The sequence below is a fragment of the Chryseobacterium urinae genome, from assembly GCF_030518295.1.
In the GTDB taxonomy this organism is placed as follows: Bacteria; Bacteroidota; Bacteroidia; order Flavobacteriales; family Weeksellaceae; genus Chryseobacterium; species Chryseobacterium mucoviscidosis.
The window spans coordinates 69,637-92,369 of sequence record NZ_JAULSJ010000014.1; the positions used below are offsets into that span (position 1 = coordinate 69,637).

The following is a 22,733-nucleotide window of genomic DNA, read 5'->3' on the forward strand; positions in this document are numbered from 1 at the left end:
TAAGCTCAGAATGCTTTTTATTATTAAATTTGTGTTAAAGGCAATATCTGAATGAAGAAAATTTTATCTTTTCTGTTTTTACTTCTCTTTTTCACCTCTACTCTGGCACAATTGGATAGAGAACACTGGTTTGCGCCCATGGTAGACCGTACCGGAAATTCAAACCCCAATCAGAAATTATATCTTTCTACTAACCGCACCACCCCTTTTCCGGTAGAAATTTATAACAACAACACTTTAATTGCTACAGTAACGATCAGCAAAGGAAATCCTCAAAAAGTTGATATTTTAAGAGATTATATTATTACATCACAGCAGACAGATCTTTTTACTCCAACAACAAAAGGACTTTATGTAAAAGCAGAATTTCCCTTCTACGCCAACCTCAGATTTTCAGTATTTAATCACGCTGAAATTATTACATCCAAAGGAATTCCTTCCACCGGAAAAACTTTTTACGCAGCCAATGCTCCCCTCTCTGTAAGTAATTCTATCCTGAATTTTATGACGAGTGTTCTGGCTACTGAAGACAATACCACCGTTACCATAACAGGATACAAACCCACCGTACAGTTTTCAAACGGAACCACCGGAGCAACGAATCCTACGATTACTTTCAATTTAAATAAAGGACAATCCTACATCATCGACGGAATCGGAAATATTACAGGAAATTTTGATGGATTTATAGGTGCTAAAATTACTGCTAATAAAAACATTAACGTTACCAATGGAAACTTCAACGGACAATATGCAGGAAACTATCCTCAGAGTTCTGATATCCTCATGGATCAGTCGGTTCCTGTAGATCGTTTGGGAAACGAATTTGCTTTGGTAAAAGGTAACGGAAGCATCGGTTCGAATATGGAAGGCGCTTTGGTAATTGCCACCGAAGACAATACGGAAATCCGTGTAAATAATGAAGTTGTTCCTGTTGCCACTTTAAACACGGGACAGTATTTTATGATTCCGGACTCCAAATATCAGCTTCAGGGAAGCGGACATTATAATTTATACATTAAAACAACCAAAAACGTCTATATTTATCAGGTTCTTGCAGGTGCAAGTACCGCAGGAAATGAGGTAGCAACCGGTGGATTCAATTTTATTCCTGCATTGAACTGTTACTTACCGAAACAGATTAACGAACTTGGATTAATTGATGAAAACTTTGTGTATTCCAACGGGAATCCGAATGGTATTTTAAATATTCCCACAAAATTAAATCTCATCACAGAAAGAGGTGCAATAGTTACCGTAAATGGAGTTACCCCTCCTATTTCAACAGGTCCTTTCAATATGACGGGAACTCTTAACTGGGTAACTTACGGCATCCCGAATACTGCAGGAACAGTAACCGTTGTTTCGTCTAAAGCAATAACAGCGGGAATCAACGCAGGAAGTGATGCGGTAGGATATGGCGGATTTTTCGCAGGATTTCCCACACAGCCTGTCATTTTAAAATCCGGAGGAGACTGCGCTCCGGGAATTATTCTTACAGTAGATCCTGTAATTTATGACACCTATCAATGGTACGTTGGCGGAGTTTTAATTCCGGGAGCAACAGGAGCTTCTTACTCACCGACTCAGTCCGGTTATTATACCTGTTCGGTAACAATGGGAAGCTGTGCTCCTTTAATCACGGCGCAGTATAAGGTACAGAACTGTACAAAACTGTCTACCGCGACCTATGATGTCTGTACCACAAAAACAATTACTCCTGCATTTACCAGTTCTACCCAGACTCCGGTTCCATCAACAGTTGCCGTGCTTACGGCTCCGACTTTAGGAACAGCAACCGTAAATGCAACAACAGGAGTTATTACTTATACCGTTACAAATCCCGGAACTGCAGGAACAGATACGTTCACATATACTTTCTGCGGAAACAATCCCGATTTCCCTGACTGCGAAACTGTAACCGTTACCATTAACATTCAGGTTTTAACGGTGAATAATGCAACATTAAAAGTCTGTGATAACGGATCGGGACAGGGAATATTTAATTTAACAACAGCCAATGTTACCAGCAATTCTCCAGTAACCATTACCTACTATACGAATCTGTTGGATGCCCAGAACGAAACTCCGGGAACCGCAATTACCAATACGAATTCTTATACCGCAACAAACGGAACCATTGTGTATGCCGTGGTAAAAAATACACTTGGATGTAAAGCCATTGCCCAGATTACGCTTAATCTTTATCCTTTTGCCAACGTTCTTAATAATTATACCGGAACTTTTTGTGATGATAATCTGGACGGCGTGGTGAATGTGATTCTGCCTAACATCACCCCTCTTGTTTTAAACAATCCGACTTATTTTACGAATGTAAGATATTACGCTAACTTAGCAGATGCCAATGCCGGAAACGCAAATACTTTACCGAATAACTGGTCATACACAACTACCACTACAATTTATATAAGAGTAGATTCTCCGGACGGCTGTCCTCCTGTTGTAAAGTCGCTTGTTTTTGTTATCGGAAATAAAATTTCTTTAATTAAAACCACACACGCCATCACCATGTGTGATGATAATCTGGACGGTACAAAATCAATTGATTTAATGCCTTATATCAGTCAGTTTACAACAGATCCTTCTGTTACCGTGACTTTTCACCCTACTCTTCCGGATGCTCAGAACAGCACGGCGCAGATTGTAAATCCAATGAATTTATCAGGAACGCAGACTATTTTTATAAGATTTGAGAAATCCGGAGTTTGTCCAAATATTGCTTCAATTACTGTTACGATAAAAACTCCGAAATCGTCACTTATTCTGAAAGATAAAGTAGTTTGCCCTAAAACACTGACGACTTTAGATGCAGGACCGGGATTCGACAGTTATTTGTGGAGTACCGGAGCAACAACTTCTTCCATCGGAAATGTTGCGCCCGGAAATTATTGGGTAGATCTTACTGCAGAAGGCTGTACTTACAGACAAAGTGTAACCGTTACAGAATCTTCTCTTCCGGTTATCACGATGATTGAAATAAACGGAAGTACCGTAACGATAGGAGCAAGCGGTGGAACTCCGCCTTACGAATATTCTCTGGATGGCGTAAACTGGCAGAGTTCAAATGTTTTCATGAATGTTCCGAGGGGAAATCATATTATCCACATTCGAGACACCAATCAGTGCGAGGAAGTGACCAGACCATTTGTTATTATTAATCTTATCAATACAATTACGCCTAATCTTGATGGCTATAATGATGCTATAAATTATTCTGAATTAATGAATAATGACAATATTATTTTCAGAATTTTTGACCGTTATGGAGCAGAGGTATTTCGAGGAGCGCCTTCCAACAGATTTACCTGGGACGGAAGAGTCGGAGGAAGACTGGTAAACACAGCAACGTACTGGTATTTCATAAGCTGGACGGAATTTGGAGGCACAACTACTGTAAAATATACGAGTTGGCTTTTGGTAAAGAATTATTAATCAGAATGAAAAATCATTAAAAATTTTCACACATTTTATATTTAAATGCATCCTTATAACATTCATTAACAATTCCTCATTAAAGTTTAATATAACTTTAACCTGTTTTCACTACTAAAATAGGTATAGCTTGTTGGTTTTCTGCGTAATTTTGCGGTATTATATGAAGAAGTTATTTACTCTGCTGCTGTTGGTTTTTCTGGCAAAAATTAACGCACAAACATACTCCGGAGAAGTTTTTCTAAAAGATAATTCTGTTTTGTATCTGAACCAGATGTATGTTACGAATCTTACTACCCTGAAAACTGTTTTAAGCGATTATAATGGTGATTTTTCTATCTCTGCCAATCCGGGAGATGTGATCCGTTTCACGTCGATTATTACAGAGCGAAAAGATATTAAGCTGACGCCTCAGATGATAGATCAGAAAAATCTGGTTGAACTGAAAGTGGCGTATCACGATATTCAGGAAGTCATCATCAGCAGGTTTAAGCCTACCGGAAACTTACGTTATGATGTAAATTCAATCAGAAAAGAAGATAAGGCTTTAGCGATTAAAAAAGTCATTGGTCTTCCGGAACCTAAAGGTGACGGAACTCCGCCACAGCTTCCTGTTGCAGGTCTTCGCGATGGTGGTCTTACCTTCAGCCTGGAAAGCATTTATGATATTCTATCCGGAGAAAGAAAGAAAAAACAACGTTATGTAGCCTACGAAAGAATGAATAATTCTGTAACGCAGATTAAAAATTATCTGGGAAAAGATTATTTTACGAAATTCAAAATTCCTGAAAACTTAATTGATAACTTCCTGCAGTTTGTCTATACTTCAGAAAATATCGAACCTTATGTTCTTGCCGGAAATTTTGAGGCGATAAAAATCCCTATAGAAAAATATCTTCCGATTTACCAGAGAAGATTAAGAAATTCTCACCTTCAGGATGTTCTGAAATAGAAATCTCCATCATACGAATAAAAAAAATGTACATTTTCCAAGTGATATGTACATTTTTTTGTTTTACTTAAAATAATTTTTAAATTTAGAAAAAATTAATTGTTTATTACAGTTGGTGTAATTTTCGCTGCAATTTTGGATACTAATGTCTTGAAAATAAATTAATTAAACGAGAAAATATTTTACTTTTACACTTTAATAGCAGTGAATGAAAAAATTATTTATATTTTTTAGTATGATTCTGTGCATCACTCTTTCCGCTCAGTCGAAAGGGAAAGATTACAGTGAAATTTTAAAGAGTAAAAATATTTACGAAATTAATGCTTTTCTGAGAGATGCTCATCCCGATGATCCGCGAAGATCTGTGCTTAAACCCCGCGTAATGGAAATGATGAAAGAATACATAAAAAATGCGCAACCCGGTGACCAGAAAGTAAAACAGATGCAGGACTGGCTTGCTATGCTGAAGCGAAGACCTTCTACCAAAATATCTTTCGATGAGATGAATGCCCTCATCAAGCAGAAACAGATTGCAAAATATCAGAAAGAACTGCAGGTGGGTCAATCTGCGGTAGTGTACACACCAAGCAATCCTAAAAACGTATACATTGCTCCTGCTGCTCCTTCCACAACATCTTCAAACACGAAACCTGTGGTTGCCATTCCGGATGCGGAAGCTTCTGAATTTAATATGCTGATGGCGGAAAATCCGACGGAACATAAAAACAAAACGGTAAAAATTCTAAACTCTCTTTTCGATAACGACCCCAATGCGAAAGAATGTATCGTGATGATTGAAAATAAATCGGACTGTAATATTATTGTACGAATAGAAGGAATCGGGACCACGAAGTACAGGCTTCCTGTTCCTTCGCACGGCGACAATTCGATTGTGATACAGAAAGGTGATTATCTTTTCACCAGTATTGTTTGCGGAGCTCAGTACGCCTCACAGAAAACCATCCAGAAACCCATCATGGTTGCACTGGGAAGTTCTATGAGAAAATAACGCAGTTAGCTGTTATTTTCAGGTTTAAAAATGAAGCATTTGCTTAAAATTAGTTATTTTTGCAGGATTTTATAAATGTCTCATGGGTAAAAATAAATTAGCAAGATTCGCAGAAAACAAGATATTACCAAATGTTATTCAGCCAACTAGAGAAGATGCTTTAAATGGTTTCGATCTTAAAGGAAAATGGAGAACAGATTTCTTTAAAAACGACAATCCTATCGTTTTGGAGTTAGGCTGCGGAAAGGGAGAATATTCGGTAGGTCTTGCAAAAACATTCCCTGAGAAAAATTTTATCGGAATTGATATTAAAGGAGCAAGATTCTGGTTCGGAGCCAAGGAAGCTGTAGAAAACGACATGAAAAATGTGGCTTTTCTGAGAACCCAGATTGAACTCGTTGATTATTTTTTCGGAGAAAATGAAGTGGATGAAATCTGGATTACATTTCCGGATCCACAAATTAAATATAAGCGTACAAAACACAGATTAACGCATCCTGACTTTTTAGAAAGATATAAGAAATTCTTGAAACCCGGCGGAATTATCCATTTAAAAACAGATTCAGAATTTCTTCACGGCTACACTTTAGGATTTTTACAGGGGGCAGGTTATGAAATAATTACTGCACACCACGATATTTACGGAGCCTTGGAGTATGATCCGAATACACCGCATCTAAGAGATATTAAAACATATTATGAAGAGCTTTTCTCTGCAAAAGGGAAAACAATAACGTATATTAAATTCAGAATTAACTAACAAACAAAAACACACGATGAAAAGAAACTCAGTATTTCCAGACACTTTACAAATTTAACTTATCGGTAATTTTTAGGTGATAAAATTCACATAAACAATTAAAGGCTGTACTATTTTACATCCTTGTATTTTCACGTATAAACACAAAAAAGATAAGTTATGAAAAAAGTAATGTTGATTATTTCGACGGGAATTCTCGTATGCTGCAGCAGCGTTCAGGAACAAAATAAATCCCAGAATATTTTAGAAAGTAAAAACATCAGCGAAATTGAAGATTTCCTGAAAACCGCACATCCGGATGATCCTAAAAGAAACGTATTAAAATCTAAAATAATTGCCTTGAAAAACTCGGAGTGGACCAAAGGAAAAAAGGATGCCAAACCGATGGAAGCAAGACCTGTTATTTCCGAAATTTCTTCTAACCTAATGAAGAATTCTAATGCCTCGGAAACGGAGGAGTTTAAACGCCTGATTGCTTCTACACCCGCTGAACATAAAGAGAAAACAGTAAAACTGCTTAATGCGATGTTTAATGAAGATATCAGCAGCAAAGAAGTTATTCTTTTGTTTAAAAATAATTCTGACTGTAATATCGTTTTAAGAATTCAGGGAAAAGATTTCTATAATCTTGCAGTACCGGCGAAAGGAGAAAATTCTATTGTGATTAATAAAGGAAGTTATACTTTAACGAGCCATGTCTGTGATGTTTTATATTCCTCACAGAAAGAAATTAAAAAAAGTATTTTTTTAACCATTAATAATCCTGTTCAGACTGGAAAATAAATTATGACGGGCGAGTAAGTAAAAGTTTTAAATTTACACCAAGAAAATTTTGTTATGAAAAAGCTTTTTTCTTTTACGGTTATGATCATCATTGTCTTAAACAGTTGTGAGACTACTCATTACAGGACAAACAACAGTGCCGTAAAAAATCCTCATACAAACTCAAGTACTGTTAGCAGAACCTCTACTGCCAATCAAACGGAATTAGAATATCAGACTTTACTAAAAACGTACAAATCTGAAACGGCGGCAGTTTTAACGGATCTTTTAAACGGCTTCGAAGACAGCCCGAATACGTCAATTACTGTTGAGAATAATTCCCGCTGCAATATGGTTCTTACGATTAGCGGTAATAATTATTTCAAGAAAATTCCGATTGGCGCCAACAAAATAGGTTCGGCAATGGTTCCTAAAAATCAGAATTACAATATTTCCGGAATGGTTTGTAATTCGGTGTATCAGAAAACTAAGTTTATCAGTTCTTCTTATAATGTAACGCTTTCAAATTAACAGGAAGCTTTATTAAAAACAAAAAAAGACCGCTAAAATTTAGCGGTCTTTGTATTTTAAAGAAAATCTTTAATTATTCAGCATCAAAGTCAGTATCTTTATCAGCAGATACTACTTCTCCTTCTTCTTTAGATTTTTCTTTATCAGCTTTTCTCTGAGACTGACCTTCTTTGATAGATTCAGAAACTACGCTAAGAATCATATCGATAGATTTAGAAGCATCATCGTTTCCTGGGATAACGAAGTCTACTTTTCTTGGGTCAGAGTTGGTATCAACAATACCGAAAACCGGAATACCTAATTTCTTAGCTTCAGTTACCGCGATGTGTTCTCTCATGATATCTACTACGAATACAGCAGATGGAAGTCTCACCATGTCAGCGATAGAACCTAAGTTCTTCTCAAGGTTAGCTCTTTGTCTGTCTACCTGTAATCTTTCTTTTTTAGATAAAGTTTCGAACGTTCCATCTTTTTTCATTTTGTCGATAGAGTTCATTTTTTTAACAGCCTTTCTGATAGTAACAAAGTTTGTTAACATACCACCCGGCCATCTTTCTGTAATATAAGGCATATTAAGTTCAGAAGCGTGTTTTGCAACTACTTCTTTCGCCTGCTTCTTAGTAGCTACGAAAAGAACTTTTTTACCTGCAGAAGTTAATTTTTCTAAAGCGTTACAAGCTTCATCCAATTTAACAGCTGTTTTATGTAAGTCTACAATGTGAATACCATTTTTCTCCATAAAAATGTATGGAGCCATATTTGGATTCCACTTTCTAGTCATGTGACCGAAGTGTACACCAGCCTCTAGAAGGTCTTTTACATTTGCTTTTGCCATGTTTTTTGTTTTTGTTAGTTTACTTTCCGTCTTTTAAACAATCAACAACTTCTTTAGATGGGAGAAGCGTTTGGATGCTAAACGTAACGGGCAATTGGCGGTTGGCTTTTTGCTTTTGGCAATTGGCTTTTCGCCGAGATTAAGTTTAAATAAAAATTAATACATTTCTGTAGCAAACAACCATAAGCCATTCGCCAACAGCAAATCTTAACGTTTTGAGAATTGGAATCTCTTTCTTGCTTTTTTCTGACCTGGCTTCTTTCTTTCCACCATTCTTGCGTCTCTTGTAAGTAAACCAGCAGGCTTCAATGCTAATCTGAACTCAGCGTTGATTTCGCATAAAGCTCTTGAAATACCTAATCTGATAGCCTCTGCCTGACCTGTATTTCCACCACCGAATACATTTACGGTAACGTCATACTGACCAACAGTTTCAGAAAGGATAAATGGTTGGTTTAATTTGTAAACCATTACATCTGTAGAGAAGTATTCTTTAGCATCTTTACCGTTTACTGTAATGTTACCAGTTCCTGGCTTTACATAAACTCTTGCTACAGAAGTTTTTCTTCTTCCGATTTTGTGAACTGTAGACATATTAATTATTTAAATTCGTTAACATTAATTGTTTTAGGCTGTTGAGCTTCATGTTTGTGCTCAGTTCCTTCATATAAGTAAAGATTCTTAAGGATCGCAGCTCCAAGTCTGTTTTTAGGCAACATCCCTTTTACTGATTTTTCCAATACTTTTAAAGAATCTTTCTTTTGAAGTTCAGCCGCAGTCATAGACTTCTGTCCTCCAGGGTAACCTGTATGCCAGATATAAGTCTTGTCGTTCCACTTGTTTCCGGAAAGAGTTACTTTCCCAGCGTTCAAAACGATTACGTTATCACCACAATCTACGTGAGGTGTGTAGTTCGTTTTGTGCTTACCTCTCAAAATCTTTGCAACCGTAGAAGCTAGTCTTCCCAACGGTTGTCCTTCAGCGTCTACCACAACCCATTCTTTATTAGCAGTAGCTTTGTTCGCTGAAACAGTTTTGTAACTTAATGTATTCACACGTTTTAGTTAAAGATTAAACATAATTTTCCCTTAAAAGGGTGTGCAAAGGTACAAATTATTTTTAGAATGCAAAAACATATTTCGTTTAATCTGCTGATTGTGTGTTTAAGCCTAAGTACCTGAAAGACTTAATCGTATAAAAACAATTAAAAAAAACAAGAAAATTCCAATTGAAAAATTTACTTACAAATTTAAAAATCATTTAAAAATCAATCAAATTTCAACAACAAATGCCAATTAAATTTAAACTTTCATCCAAAACCATATCAATATGATTATTTAATTTCTGTAAATAATTATATTTGCTGAAATCCATATCTATATCATGAGCCACGGAAAAATTAGAGAAGATAAAACGTGTCTTAACTGCGGACACATTGTTGAAGAAAGATTCTGCCCTCATTGCGGACAGGAAAATACGGAACCCAAACAGCCGTTCCATTATCTTTTCACTCATTTCATTGAAGATTTCACGCATTATGACGGACAATTCTGGAAAACAATAAAATATTTACTCATTCGTCCCGGGAGATTAACTAAAGAATATCTTGCCGGAAAGAGACAAATGTACGTTGCTCCTGTAAAATTGTATATTTTCATCAGTTTTATTACTTTTTTTCTCCCTACTCTATTTTCCGGTTCAGAAGAAGAACTTTCAGAAAACGAAAAGAAAGAGCAGATCCTGAAAGAAAAAGAACAGGACGAAAAAATTGCACGATTTACAGACAGTCTGAAATATTCGCTCCAAAAAGATCAACTGATAAAAGAGGATTTATCTAGTTCTAAGACGGAAAAAGACCTGAAAATTGGCAGCAAAAAAAATACTACCGATCCTGAAGAGGATACTTTTACACAAACAGCCGACGGAAAAATGAGCATTCTGGGAGCTACTACCATGAAGCAGTTCGATTCCTTAAGCCTTAAAAATCAGGATAAAAAAGCCGTATTTGCATTTTTAAAACCTTATGCAAAAAAAATATTTCACTTTCAGGAACAGGGATTGAAAAAAGACCAGATCTTTGAAAAATTCACTGAAAATATTGTTCACACTCTTCCGAAAGCATTATTTGTTTATCTGCCGATTTTTGCTTTCTTTCTCTGGCTTTTCCACAATAAAAAGAAATGGTGGTATTTTGATCATGGTATTTTCACACTTCATTATTTTTCCTTTCTGCTGTTAGGAATTCTGATCATCATAACCATTTCGGAACTTACTTCATTACTTCCGGATAATACGATTTTCAACACTTTAACGTTTTCACTCTATTCCGCAGCCGTCATTTATATGCTTGTATATTTCTTTATAGCGCATCACAGAGTTTACAAAAATGCACGAAGTATTAGTGTAATGAAAGGAATTCTTTTATTTATTGTCAATTTATTCGGACTTTTCTGCATGTTCCTTCTATTAATGTATGTAAGTTTTATGACGATGCATTAATCGCGCAGTGTTTTATTTGCTCTGAAACTTGCAATTAAATAATACGCCACAAAAACCGTCGAAAATTTAAGAACGGAAGGAATTGCCAGTTCCAGATTAAAAATTAAAACGCCCACAAGAACCAAGATTCCCATGGCAACAAAAGACAATCCTAATTTTTGAGGCAGAGTAAAATCCGGGGTATCTAAATAATAGGCAACTCCCCATGCAAAACCAAAGGCAATGGCATAATAAATATCGAGCCCGATATTTTCTGAGCTGTAAAAGAAATAATTAATTAAAAAACTCAGAATCGTTCCGAGTGCGAAATATAAGATTGCTTTTTTCATTGGAGTTATTTTAATGGAGTTGGGGGTGGAGCAGGAGTTGGTTGTAAATTTATTACTTCACGCGTCTGCTGATCTCCTATATTTAAAAAATCTGTTTCTTCGATTGCAAAACTGGAATGCTCGTCTGCATCTGCTTTTACAGTATCCTTTAGTGTATTGTTTTCGTCATATGTATATTCGAAAATAAAATTTCCTTTTCTTTCATATACTTTTTTGTAATCCTTGTACTGCAAAGTAATTTTACCATTCTGAATAATCCCGTTTAAAAATTTTATCTGCTGCAGGGGCTTGTTTTTCCCATAGACTGTAACTGTTGTTGTAAATTTTTCTGGATTTTCAGGAAGTTCGTAGCTGAAATTCAATGTTCTGTCTTTATTAAATACTTTTACCTCAAATATTTTTTTTGAAGGATTAAATATTTTTTCATAGGTCAAAATATGATTCTCATCTGTTCTTCTATCATATATTAATTTTCTGTTTTCGTATCTGGTTTCTCTTCCTTTGTAAAAATCAAAACGAATTCCATTTACAGGATTGTCTTCTTCGTCATACATCATAGTTCCCTTTAAAACCGAATTTGAATCATAATATTCTGTTTTTGTAATTTTATCTGAATTATAAAAGACTATTTTTGTGTCCCCGTTGGGATAAAAAACCCGGGTTTTTACTAACATTCCGTTTTCATAATGATCAATGGATTTTAAAGCAAAACTTTCTTCATCAAAAATTACATCATCTCCATCAAGAGGCATTGTATTATACTTAGAATTGGGATAATATGTTAAACTACCAATTGTAATACCATTTTCATCATACGCTTTTTTAAATGCTTTTTCGTTGTTATATTCTTCATATTTTATTTTTCCGTCAGGATAAAATGCCTTTACCACCTGCTGCAATCCACGTTTATCGTATTCTGTGATCCGGTAAACTTTCATGGGATCATAATAATACTCCACCTCAGTTTTTGTATAATCCCCCCCTCCTGCAGAACGTTTTTCACCTATTAAAATTCCTTTTTCATCATAAAAAAATTCAGAGCTTTCACTATTGTTTCGATTAAAAACCTGTTCCTTTCTTATGCCCTTTATATCTTCATCAAAAGCAATATACTTTACCACTTCTGAATTTTCGTATTCCCAAATGGAATTTACATTTAATCTGCTGCGTTCAGGAGAATCCTTAAATTCATATTTTTTACCGGAATATCCTTCATTATTATAATTCAAGTCACTTATAATCCTTTGTTTCTCATCATATTCAATTTCTTTTCCTATCTGTTTTCCTTTTGAAAATTCTGCAGTTTTGATGACTTTCCCATTTTCAGAATACCAGATTACTTTGCCCTCATAAATTTCTCCATCCCTTCCATCATTCAAAGAATTTCCTTCCATCTGCAGTTTCCCACTTTTAAAAAAATCTTTAATATGAAAAAGCCCGTTTTCCTTAGAGACATCTCTGTAAAAAACCATTTTATCTTTGGTCGTTAAGTTCCATTCTGCATCGAAATAAATTCTATTCTGAGAATATCCCAGAAAAAAAACATAAAAGGCAAGTATTACTAAAATTCTTTTCATTGATTTAAATAATAGAATGCAAAAGTATTGATTTGGTTATGAATACTAAATGATTATTTGATAATTACGTAAATAAAAAACACCTTCAAACACAACTATCTAAATGGAAATAAATACTTTACAGCTATAAAACAAGTTGTTATTTTATTATTATATTTGGAAATTCAGAAATTTTCTAAATCTTTTATGGAAACCCAAAAATATACTCCAAAAAATAAAGTCAGAATCGTGACGGCTGCGTCGCTATTCGACGGTCATGATGCTGCGATTAATATTATGCGCCGTGTGATTCAGGGAACAGGATGCGAAGTTATCCACCTTGGACACGACAAATCGGCAGAAGAAGTTGTAAATACTGCCATTCAGGAAGATGCAAACGCTATTGCCTTAACTTCTTATCAGGGCGGTCATAACGAATATTTCAAATATATCTATGACCTTTTAAGAGAGAAAAACTCTCCGCAGATTAAAATTTTTGGCGGTGGCGGCGGTGTAATTCTGCCGGAAGAAATCGAAGATATCATGTCTTACGGAATCGACCGAATTTATTCTCCGGACGACGGCCGTGAACTTGGTTTGCAGGGAATGATTGATGATTTGGTTCAAAAATCAGACTTCGCAACAGGAAAAGATGTTGATGTAAAAGATCTGGATTCCATCAGTTTTGAAAATTCGACAAGCATTGCCAAAATCATTTCAGCAGTTGAAAACTTCTCAGAAGAAAAACCTGAGCTGGTAAAAGCGATCGACGAAAAATCAAAAGACTTACATATTCCGATTATCGGGATCACAGGAACCGGAGGAGCGGGAAAATCTTCTTTAACAGACGAACTGGTAAGACGTTTCCTGCGTTCAAATACCGACAAAAAAATTGCGATTATCTCCATCGACCCTTCGAAAAAGAAAACAGGAGGTGCACTTTTGGGTGACAGAATCCGTATGAACGCGATCAATGATCCGAGAGTTTATATGCGTTCGATGGCAACGAGAGAAAACAACGTTTCAGTTTCTCCATTTATTCATTCTGCATTAAATGTACTGAAACTGGCTCATCCTGATGTTATTATTCTTGAAACTTCAGGGATTGGGCAATCCGGATCGGAAGTTTCCGATTTTGCGGATGTTTCGATGTATGTGATGACTCCGGAATACGGAGCTTCCACACAATTGGAAAAAATCGATATGCTGGATTATGCAGATTTGGTTGCTTTAAATAAATCTGACAAACGTGGCGCTCTTGATGCGCTTCAAGCCGTAAGAAAACAGTTCCAGAGAAACCACCTGTTGTGGGAACAGCCATTGGATGAAATGCCGGTGTATGCCACAAAAGCATCTCAGTTCAACGATCACGGAACAACAGAATTATACAACAGATTAGTTTCTAAAGTCAACGATAAATTTGCTGATTTAAATTTAAAAACATTTGTTGAACAGGAAATTACAGACGAAGTAACGATTATTCCGCCAAAAAGAGTCCGTTATCTTTCTGAAATCGTTGAAAACAACAGACAATACGATGCGAATGTTGAAAAACAGGCTGAACTGGCAAGAAAAATGTATCATATTGAAGGCGTTAAAAATTTCCTTTCCAATGAAACATTAGATGCTGAATATCAAAAAGCTGAAAAAGAACTTCAACAGGAAAATATCGACTTCCTTAAAACATGGGATGATACGAAAGAGGCTTTTAAAGCTGAATTTTATTCCTACTTCGTAAGAGGAAAAGAAATTAAGGTTGAAACCTCAACAGAATCTTTATCTCACCTAAGAATTCCGAAAATTGCATTACCAAAATACAACGACTGGGGCGATCTCATCAAATGGAAAGGTCAGGAAAATCTTCCGGGAAGTTTCCCATACACTGCGGGAATTTATCCTTTCAAAAGAACCGGAGAAGATCCAACAAGAATGTTTGCCGGAGAAGGAGGTCCTGAAAGAACCAACAGAAGATTCCACTACGTTTCTGCGGAAATGCCGGCAAAACGTTTATCTACGGCTTTCGACTCGGTAACTCTTTACGGACAGGATCCTGCTTTACCACCGGATATTTACGGTAAAATCGGAAATGCGGGCGTTTCTATTGCGACTTTGGATGATGCGAAAAAACTCTATTCAGGATTTGATCTGGTGAATGCATTAACTTCGGTTTCAATGACGATTAACGGTCCGGCTCCGATGTTATTGGCTTTCTTTATGAATGCAGCGATCGACCAGAATGTGGAGAAATATATTGCTGAGAATAAACTTGAGGCTAAGGTTGAGGAAGTTTTGAAAGCGAAATTCGACGATAAAGGTTTAGAAAGACCAAAATACAACGGAGAATTGCCGCCTTCCAATAACGGTTTAGGTTTAAAACTACTGGGAATTACAGGAGATGAAGTCATTCCTGCCGATGTGTATGCTGAAATTAAAGCAAAAACCATCGCAACTGTTCGTGGAACCGTTCAGGCAGATATTTTAAAAGAAGATCAGGCGCAGAATACATGTATTTTCTCAACTGAATTTGCTTTGAGATTAATGGGCGACGTTCAGGAATATTTCATCAAAGAAAAAGTAAGAAACTTCTACTCTGTTTCCATTTCAGGATATCACATTGCGGAAGCAGGAGCCAATCCGGTTTCTCAGTTGGCATTTACATTGGCAAATGGTTTCACCTATGTTGAATATTATCTGTCAAGAGGAATGGACATCAACGATTTTGCACCGAACTTATCGTTCTTCTTCTCCAACGGTATTGATCCTGAATATTCAGTAATCGGACGTGTGGCAAGAAGAATCTGGGCAAAAGCGATGAAACTGAAATACGGAGCCGACGAAAGAAGCCAGATGCTGAAATACCACATCCAGACTTCGGGACGTTCTCTTCACGCTCAGGAAATTGATTTCAATGACATAAGAACAACACTTCAGGCGCTTTATGCGATATATGACAACTGTAATTCATTGCACACCAATGCTTATGATGAGGCAATTACGACTCCTACTGAGCAATCGGTAAGAAGAGCGATGGCAATTCAGTTGATTATCAATAAAGAGTTAGGATTGGCGAAAAATGAAAATCCGCTACAAGGTTCATTTATTATTGAAGAATTGACGGATTTGGTGGAAGAAGCCGTGTACGCAGAATTCGACAGAATCACTGAAAGAGGCGGCGTTTTGGGAGCGATGGAAACGATGTACCAACGTTCGAAAATTCAGGAAGAATCGATGCATTACGAATGGCTGAAGCATACCGGAGAATATCCGATTATCGGAGTGAACACGTTCTTAGGAAAAGACGGTTCGCCAACGGTTCGTCCGGGAGAAGTTATCCGTTCAACGGAGGAAGAAAAGCAGTTCCAGATTGAAATGCTTCATAATTTCCAGAAATCCAATGAAGACAAATCGGAAGCCGCCCTGAAAACACTGCAACATGCCGCGATCAATCAGCAAAACTTATTCGAAGTGATGATGGATGCTGTGAAATACTGTTCTCTTGGACAGATTACCAATGCTTTGTTTGAAGTGGGTGGGAAGTATAGAAGAAATATGTAGCTTCGACTTCGCTCAGCTACCTTTTTTACGATTTATAAATCAAACCTCAGGGAATTTTCTTTGAGGTTTTTATACTTTTATAGACTAATCATCCATTTAAACCGTTAGTAAAATAAAATAAACAACCATCATGAAAATATTTTTAAGAAAAAATGTACTATTTGTATTCCTATGTTTATCTGCCATTTTATTTGCCCAGAAGCGAACGGAAGATTTTACGATTATCCTGCCTTTTCAAAAAGCAGAGAAAAGCTATTATAAAACCATTACAATTATTGATGCCAGAATTGATACAACAAATGTTGGAATTGTGCAGCAGGGTGCATTGAACGCAAAAGCAAGAGTAGTTCTAACCTCTCCCCTTTCTGATCAGTTTCAAAATGTTCTAAACAACATAAACGGAGAAAATGCAGAAAACGGAAGCCTGGTTTTATATCTTAAACAATTGTATTTTGCTGAAGTCTCAAAAGCATTTACAGAATTTGGGTATTGTTATTTCCAGGGTTTTCTTTTTGCAAAAAATGATGACGGAACCTACTCCTTACTCGAAAAAACAGATACCGTAACAGAGCATAAATCAGCCGATGTAACGAAAGAAATTTTAAGAAAAGGCAGTGAAATGCTGGGAGAATTTATTGCTAAAAATGCATCCAGAAAACCTAATACAACAGAGCGTTACACGTGGGAACAGCTTAAAAATTTTGATGATGCCTATAAACAATCAATCAGTCTCTTTAATTCTTCTGAATTGAAAGACGGACTGTACAAAGATTATACTTCACTGAAAAACCAGCAGCCTCAACAGGAAATCAGCAGCGTTAAATTTTACGGAAACCAACCCAAAATTCACAGAATATTTGAAACAGCAGACGGAAAAGAAAAAGAAATAAAGAAAGATGATGTGTATGCCCTTGTTTACAAAGGAGAATTGTATGTTTATCTTCCTATCGAAAATCTTTTCACGAAGGCAGAAAAAAGAGACAACGATTATTATTTCGTAGGAAAATTAAGATCCGGAAGTCCTAATATCGGAAACTTGAGTATCGGAATGTTTTTCGGCGTTGTGGGAGTCTTAATGACATCAAATCCGGCTTATCCTTTTGAACAGAAAATAGATTATATTAACGGAGCATTTATTCCCGTTAAAGAAATTCAGTCCAAAAAATATTAACAAGTATTTTTTAACAAAGAGGCTGTCTAAAAAGTTTAGACAGCCTCTTTTGATTTTTGGTTAGTTTTTCAGTGACCTCCGATAAAGAAGCGGATTTCTTTTAAAAATAATTGAAACAATCTTTGTATTATAATTTAAATCTGAAAGTCTCAGAACCTGTTTTTGTCTCGTAAACCAAAACATACACACCGTTTGTTTTTACGCCGAAAGAAATCTCATTCGATTTTTCTTTTGCCGACTGAACTAATTTTCCAGACATATCAAAGATTTTATATTCTCCAAAAGCTGTAGACTGATCATTCGAAATCATCTTAATTTTTGAATCATCTCTGCTGAAGAAAACGATATTTTTTGCTGATTTTACATCCTTCGTTCCAAGCGTCGCACTTGTAATTTTCAAACCTGTTATAAGCACGCTGAAATTTCTTACCATAGAAGGCGAAGCTGAAGACTTTCTTACGTAAAGAATTAAATTACTGTTGGCTGTTGTGCTGCTAATATTTGCCTGTTTGTAATTGTCTACATTGTTTCCAAACCATGATGAAGCTACGGCTGCAACTGTGTTTGGACTTGATACACTAAGCGGCGCAAAAGGTCTTGCATTAATAAGAGGTGACATTTGCCTGAAAAGGATATCAAAATTATAAACAAGTCTGCTAGTAGTAGGATTTACACCGTCTGCGGACACTTGTTCGGCTCCATCATCGTCTGTCCAGCAAATGGAAGCTCTTGCAGAAGAACCAGCTGCAACACCGTTTGTAGAAATTTCGCTACTAGAATCGTTCGTTGGATTAGTTGTGAACTCTACCAATTTCGCGCTTCCACCGCTTTGCAACTGCTTAATAGTTTGTGCAGCTTTTTCAACATTTAAAATTCCCCATCCGAATTTCGCATCTGGACCTGCATTTCCCGCGTCGTCGGCTGTATGAAGCATTAAAGCTTTTAATGAAGCAGCCTTCATATAGTTTCCGAAAATCGATTTGTAGTATTGCTGAAGCAAAAGACCCGCTGCTGCCGCTGCAGGAGCTGCATATGATGTACCTGAAGAAGTGGCTACAACACCTGTATACGTATTGTTTCCGGTGTACAAAGGAACGTTGATTTCACTACCAAGTGTTACCAAATCAGGTTTTACTCTGCCATCGTCCGTCGGTCCCCAATTGCTGTAATCTGACATTGAATTGTCTAAATTTATCGCACCTACCGTTACAACATTTTTAGAAGCTGAAGATCCTGTCATAATATCAAATCCTCCAGCAGACATATTGCCATTTGAGGTCTGCTCGTTTCCACAAGCTACAAAAGGTAAGTAGTTTGGTGTATTTTTAAGAAGCATATCCCAGCTTTTCGCTGTAAAATCATACGCACCAAATTGCCAAACAGGAATTGTATTATCATTAGCTGCACCGTACGAATGATTTGAAATTAAAAACCCATCAGCTGCAAAAGTTGCCATTTCGGTCAAATCATTATCCCAATCGTAGTTTTTTGCCGTAGCGTTTGGTGCAAGACCGCGTGCAGTTGAAGCTAAGGAATTTGTACTGTTGGTTACAATTTTTCCGACCATAATCCCCGCAACTGCCTGCATGTGGTTGTTTCCGCCGGCTGTATTTACAGTCTGATTTGCCTGCATCGCAACCTGACCGGAAAGAAGTTCGTGAGAAGCATTCACCTGTCCTCCATCCCAAATACCGGCAATCATATTGGTTCCCGTAATGTTTACACCCAAGCTTCCTCCCTGATACAGTGAATTTACCTTTGCATTGGTAACCTGATTTGCATCTTTTGTATTGATGTAAATCGGATGTCCGTCTGCATCTATTCTCTGTAATCTGTAAAAGTTCTTACCAATGGTAAACTCTTTTTTTGCTGAAGGATTTGCCAACAAATACGCCTGAATCTTAATCTGCTGTTCCTGATATTCTTTCTCAAATTGGTTTTTCAGATTGGTAATTTCGGTACTGTTGATATCTCTTTTAATGACTGCGCGCTCCTCGTAAGTCTGAGCAAAAGTTCTGATGCTTATCAGAAACCCTATAAGAACTAAACTTTTTTTCATCGTTTTACAACATTATTTATGCTGCAAAACTCTGTAAATTTTTGATATTATGCACTCACCGCAAGGATAGTTTTCTTGTAAAAAAAAATTTAAGCTAAGATTAAAAAAATAATTAAACCACTGAAATTCAGTAAAATTTAATTGTAAAATAAAAATTAACTCTATTTTTAAGTAAATGCGGGCAGAAACAATTCTACTTATTTGAAAATTTCTTCAGCATATCTTTTCTATTTTTAATATCCAATGCCACATAAATATTTCTGATATGATATTTAATTGTAGCTTCTGTTAGCGAGAGTTTATCGGCTATTTCTTTGTTGGTAAAACCACCTGCAATCAAATCAAGAATTTCTTTTTGTTTCCGATTGAGGTTTGCAGTATTTAAAATTTCTTCCTTTTCGGGGTTTTTCGAGATTTGAGCCTGAGAAAATATTCTTAATTCTTCCTTCAAGACTTCAAGCTCCTTCTGCATCTTCAGTTTTTCATCTTGTTCGATTTTAGATCTTTGCCAAAAGTAAAAACCAAGACAAATGAGAATCACAACAACAATTGACGAAATGATAATTGTAAACAAACTGATTTCCTCCTGTTTTTCGGTTTTATTTTCCAGAAATTCTTCATTTTGAATATGCATATCCGCAAGTTTTTTCTCCCGGTTAAATAAAAGATTCAAAGAATCAAGCGTTTTTGTATACTGAAAGACCTTTTCTTTATTGTTTGCATGCTGGTAAATCTCGCGTATTTCCTCTGTCGCGTATACTTCATATTTTAAAATTTTACAAGAATCCGCAATTTTAATACATTGAGAATACAGATGATCAACTAAATTAAACTTCTTTTTGGTACCCTGAAGTTCCATCATTTTTACTAAAACTGCCGGCTGATTACATTGGGATATTTTTTTCAGAATGGATAATGCAACGTAATAATTTTTCTCTGCAGCATCAAATTTTTTAGCCAGAAAATCGATGTAGCCTTGCTGCATAATAATATATGCCTTGCTGTTCTCATCAAGATTCTGATACTTTTTTGCCCTGATTTCAATCATGAGCTTTTCAGATTCTCCATATTTATTATCATCGAAATACGCAAAAGCCATTTCTGCCTGTATATTTATTTTTAACGAATCATGATTCTGAATCTGATCTGCGAGCTGCATGGCGCGTTTTAAATACTTTATCGAAGAACCGTAATCATTGATGCTGCGGAAAGTCGCAGCCATGAGATAATTAAGTTTTACCTCATCTCTTTTTGAAAGCTTTTTTTCATCGAGCAAATTCAGAAGCTTTGCCTGCGAAAGCTGATGTTTTCCGGATCGGTTATTGTAATAAATTTCGCTTTCCAAAACCGATATATTGGTTTTCTGTCCGAAAACGCAGCAACTCATTAAAACGAAAATTAAAATAACTTTTTTCATACCACAGTGATGCGCAAAAATAAATCATTCTGTGGTTAGAATGCAAGAAGAATTTGCTAATTTCACATCAGAAAAATATGAAGAAAAAAGCCATTTTCAACTGGAGCAGCGGAAAAGATTCTGCTTTAGCGTTATATAAAATTTTAAAGGAAGAAAAATTTGAAGTCACCTCTCTGCTTACAAGCATTAATAAAGAATTTCAGAGAATCTCCATGCACGGCGTTCATGTTTCATTACTTGAAAAACAGGCAGAAAGTCTAGGCTTTCCTTTAATTAAAATGGAACTTCCCAAAGAACCTTCTATGGAAGAGTATCGAGAAATTATCGGCAGAACTATGACGGAAATACAATCTCAAGGCATTACCCATTCTATTTTCGGGGATATTTTTTTGGAAGATTTAAAGAAATACCGCGAAGACCAGTTACGCTCCATTGGAATGGAAGGAGTCTTTCCGTTATGGAAAATCAATACAACCGACCTCATCCGTGAATTTTTAGATCTGGGTTTCAAAACTATCGATGTCTGCGTAAACGAGACTTATCTCGATAAAAGTTTTGCCGGAAGAATTATTGATGAAGACTTTATTAAAGATTTACCTGAAAATGTAGATGTATGCGGAGAAAATGGAGAATTTCACACTTTTACTTTTAACGGACCTCTTTTTAAAAATCCTGTTGAATTCGAGATCGGAGAAATTGTAAAAAAAACATATCCGAAACCGAAATCTGATGAAAACAGCGAAGATGACGAATATGTTTTCTGGTTCTGCGATCTCATTGTAAAATAATTTCTGTGCTTTTCCGTTTTTGTGTAAACTAAACCAATGAGACCTTATCTTAAAATTGAAAAGTCCTGTGAAGAATCTCTGGAAAACATGCGCGATATTCCGGAAGGAAAATTTTGCGGTCTCTGTTCCAAAAAAGTGTATGATCTTACCAAGCTTAGCCACTCGGAAATTTCAGATATTACAGAACGAAATCATGGGGAAAAATTCTGCGGAATACTTGTGAACAAAAAGCCTGAACAAAAACGGGAAGAGATCATTTCAATTCCTGAAAATATTTCCCACAGAAAAAATACTTTTACTAAAGTTGCTGCAGGAATTGCATTAACAGCGAGTTTGGCGAATACGCTTCCTGCGCAGACCAAAGATGTTTCAAAAACTCAGGTTATCCTTTCCGGAAAAAATTTATCCACAGAGAAAACTCAAAGAAAAAAAACGGACGGAAGTGAAAAATTAACAGCCTCCGGAAGAATTGTAACCAGCGAAGAAGGCAAACCCGTAAAAGCGTATGTAAATTTAATCACCATTAATAAAGTATATTCCACCGAAACTAACGAAGACGGTTTTTATTCACTGGAAATTCCTCAGGAGTTAGCTCAGGAAGAGAATTATCTTTTAGAATTCAGCCCTTTTTCTTATAATTTCGATCAAAAGCTGAAAGTTTTCAGCAGAAATGAACTCAGACAGAATACAGTGATCAAACTTCCGGACAATGGAACTTATAAAGAGTTGGGAGAAGTCAGTTTCGGTCCACCGTATGCCGAAGAAAATTCAATTGTTTTTCTGCACGGTAAGAGACTTGATTACAAACTGTACAACAAAAGTTATTCTTTGTACAGCAGCAAATACGATATTCATTACATCCCGAAACCTTATACTAAATTTTTCACCGAAAGTGATCTCGTAAAAGACATTTTTATTGTTTTTGTAAAATAAGAATCCTTCAATAAAAATTTATTTTAATTAAATATTTCTCATTCACCGACACATTTTTACTGTTTACCTCAAATTATTTTTTCAATGTTAACTAAAAATTAATTTTGAAATATAAATTAATTTG

At 36.0% G+C, this 22,733-nt stretch carries 18 protein-coding genes; 11 read left to right on the top strand and 7 right to left on the bottom strand.

Going from position 1 to position 22,733, the window contains the following annotated elements; genetic code table 11:
- The first annotated feature begins 51 nt into the window (after positions 1–51).
- The 6 genes from QWT87_RS10875 (at position 52) to QWT87_RS10900 (ending at position 7,467) form a co-directional block, all read left to right on the top strand.
- The gene (locus QWT87_RS10875; protein WP_302716098.1) at positions 52–3,453 is read left to right on the top strand and encodes a T9SS type B sorting domain-containing protein; all 3,402 of its coding nucleotides are present in this window, start codon (positions 52–54) and stop codon (positions 3,451–3,453) included.
- A gap of 163 nt (positions 3,454–3,616) precedes the next feature.
- A complete protein-coding gene (locus tag QWT87_RS10880) occupies positions 3,617–4,405 on the top strand; it encodes a hypothetical protein (RefSeq protein ID WP_302716099.1) in 789 nt (262 codons plus the stop codon).
- Positions 4,406–4,640: 235 nt separating this feature from the next.
- Positions 4,641–5,414 carry a DUF6759 domain-containing protein gene (locus QWT87_RS10885; RefSeq protein ID WP_302716100.1) on the top strand — a complete coding sequence of 258 codons (774 nt, stop codon included), beginning with the start codon at positions 4,641–4,643 and terminating at the stop codon, positions 5,412–5,414.
- An 82-nt stretch (positions 5,415–5,496) separates the two neighbouring features.
- Positions 5,497–6,174, top strand: a complete 678-nt coding sequence (gene trmB / locus QWT87_RS10890) for a tRNA (guanosine(46)-N7)-methyltransferase TrmB (RefSeq protein WP_076396342.1) — start codon at positions 5,497–5,499, stop codon at positions 6,172–6,174.
- Positions 6,175–6,333: 159 nt separating this feature from the next.
- Positions 6,334–6,957: a DUF6759 domain-containing protein gene (locus QWT87_RS10895; protein ID WP_185209346.1), complete on the top strand. Its 624-nt coding sequence runs from the start codon at positions 6,334–6,336 to the stop codon at positions 6,955–6,957.
- Between the two features lie 54 nt (positions 6,958–7,011).
- Complete coding sequence (locus QWT87_RS10900) at positions 7,012–7,467, top strand: DUF6759 domain-containing protein (RefSeq protein ID WP_302716101.1); 456 nt, start codon at positions 7,012–7,014, stop codon at positions 7,465–7,467.
- A gap of 73 nt (positions 7,468–7,540) precedes the next feature.
- On the opposite strand, the gene rpsB is transcribed toward QWT87_RS10900, so the two are convergent.
- The 3 genes from rpsB to rplM form a co-directional block, all read right to left on the bottom strand.
- A complete protein-coding gene (gene rpsB / locus QWT87_RS10905; RefSeq protein ID WP_302716102.1) occupies positions 7,541–8,302 on the bottom strand; it encodes a 30S ribosomal protein S2 in 762 nt (253 codons plus the stop codon).
- 207 nt (positions 8,303–8,509) lie between these two features.
- Positions 8,510–8,896 (bottom strand): 30S ribosomal protein S9, encoded by a 387-nt coding sequence (gene rpsI / locus QWT87_RS10910; RefSeq protein WP_072883409.1) that lies wholly within the window; start codon positions 8,894–8,896, stop codon positions 8,510–8,512.
- A gap of 5 nt (positions 8,897–8,901) precedes the next feature.
- Positions 8,902–9,357 (bottom strand): 50S ribosomal protein L13, encoded by a 456-nt coding sequence (rplM, locus tag QWT87_RS10915; protein ID WP_027381190.1) that lies wholly within the window; start codon positions 9,355–9,357, stop codon positions 8,902–8,904.
- 328 nt (positions 9,358–9,685) lie between these two features.
- Here rplM and QWT87_RS10920 point away from each other — a divergent pair, with 328 nt between their 5' ends.
- A complete protein-coding gene (locus tag QWT87_RS10920) occupies positions 9,686–10,801 on the top strand; it encodes a DUF3667 domain-containing protein (RefSeq protein WP_302716103.1) in 1,116 nt (371 codons plus the stop codon).
- On the opposite strand, the gene QWT87_RS10925 is transcribed toward QWT87_RS10920, so the two are convergent.
- Positions 10,798–11,130: a hypothetical protein gene (locus QWT87_RS10925; protein WP_302716104.1), complete on the bottom strand. Its 333-nt coding sequence runs from the start codon at positions 11,128–11,130 to the stop codon at positions 10,798–10,800. The two genes, QWT87_RS10920 and QWT87_RS10925, sit on opposite strands and share 4 nt — an antisense overlap.
- 5 nt (positions 11,131–11,135) lie before the next feature.
- Positions 11,136–12,707 carry a toxin-antitoxin system YwqK family antitoxin gene (locus QWT87_RS10930; protein ID WP_302716105.1) on the bottom strand — a complete coding sequence of 524 codons (1,572 nt, stop codon included), beginning with the start codon at positions 12,705–12,707 and terminating at the stop codon, positions 11,136–11,138.
- Between the two features lie 186 nt (positions 12,708–12,893).
- Between QWT87_RS10930 and QWT87_RS10935 the strand changes: the two genes are divergently transcribed.
- Both QWT87_RS10935 and QWT87_RS10940 read left to right on the top strand, forming a co-directional pair.
- Positions 12,894–16,241 (top strand): methylmalonyl-CoA mutase family protein, encoded by a 3,348-nt coding sequence (locus QWT87_RS10935; RefSeq protein ID WP_302716106.1) that lies wholly within the window; start codon positions 12,894–12,896, stop codon positions 16,239–16,241.
- 130 nt (positions 16,242–16,371) lie between these two features.
- Positions 16,372–17,412, top strand: a complete 1,041-nt coding sequence (locus QWT87_RS10940) for a hypothetical protein (RefSeq protein ID WP_302716107.1) — start codon at positions 16,372–16,374, stop codon at positions 17,410–17,412.
- A 127-nt stretch (positions 17,413–17,539) separates the two neighbouring features.
- On the opposite strand, the gene QWT87_RS10945 is transcribed toward QWT87_RS10940, so the two are convergent.
- Both QWT87_RS10945 and QWT87_RS10950 read right to left on the bottom strand, forming a co-directional pair.
- The gene (locus QWT87_RS10945; RefSeq protein WP_302716108.1) at positions 17,540–19,471 is read right to left on the bottom strand and encodes a S8 family peptidase; all 1,932 of its coding nucleotides are present in this window, start codon (positions 19,469–19,471) and stop codon (positions 17,540–17,542) included.
- Positions 19,472–19,664: 193 nt separating this feature from the next.
- On the bottom strand, positions 19,665–20,888 hold the full coding sequence (locus QWT87_RS10950) for a response regulator transcription factor (RefSeq protein WP_302716109.1): 1,224 nt from the start codon (positions 20,886–20,888) through the stop codon (positions 19,665–19,667).
- A gap of 77 nt (positions 20,889–20,965) precedes the next feature.
- On the opposite strand from QWT87_RS10950, the gene QWT87_RS10955 reads away from it, so the two are divergent.
- Both QWT87_RS10955 and QWT87_RS10960 read left to right on the top strand, forming a co-directional pair.
- Complete coding sequence (locus QWT87_RS10955; protein WP_302716110.1) at positions 20,966–21,676, top strand: Dph6-related ATP pyrophosphatase; 711 nt, start codon at positions 20,966–20,968, stop codon at positions 21,674–21,676.
- Between the two features lie 36 nt (positions 21,677–21,712).
- Positions 21,713–22,609 carry a peptidase associated/transthyretin-like domain-containing protein gene (locus tag QWT87_RS10960; RefSeq protein ID WP_302716111.1) on the top strand — a complete coding sequence of 299 codons (897 nt, stop codon included), beginning with the start codon at positions 21,713–21,715 and terminating at the stop codon, positions 22,607–22,609.
- Positions 22,610–22,733 lie beyond the last annotated feature (124 nt).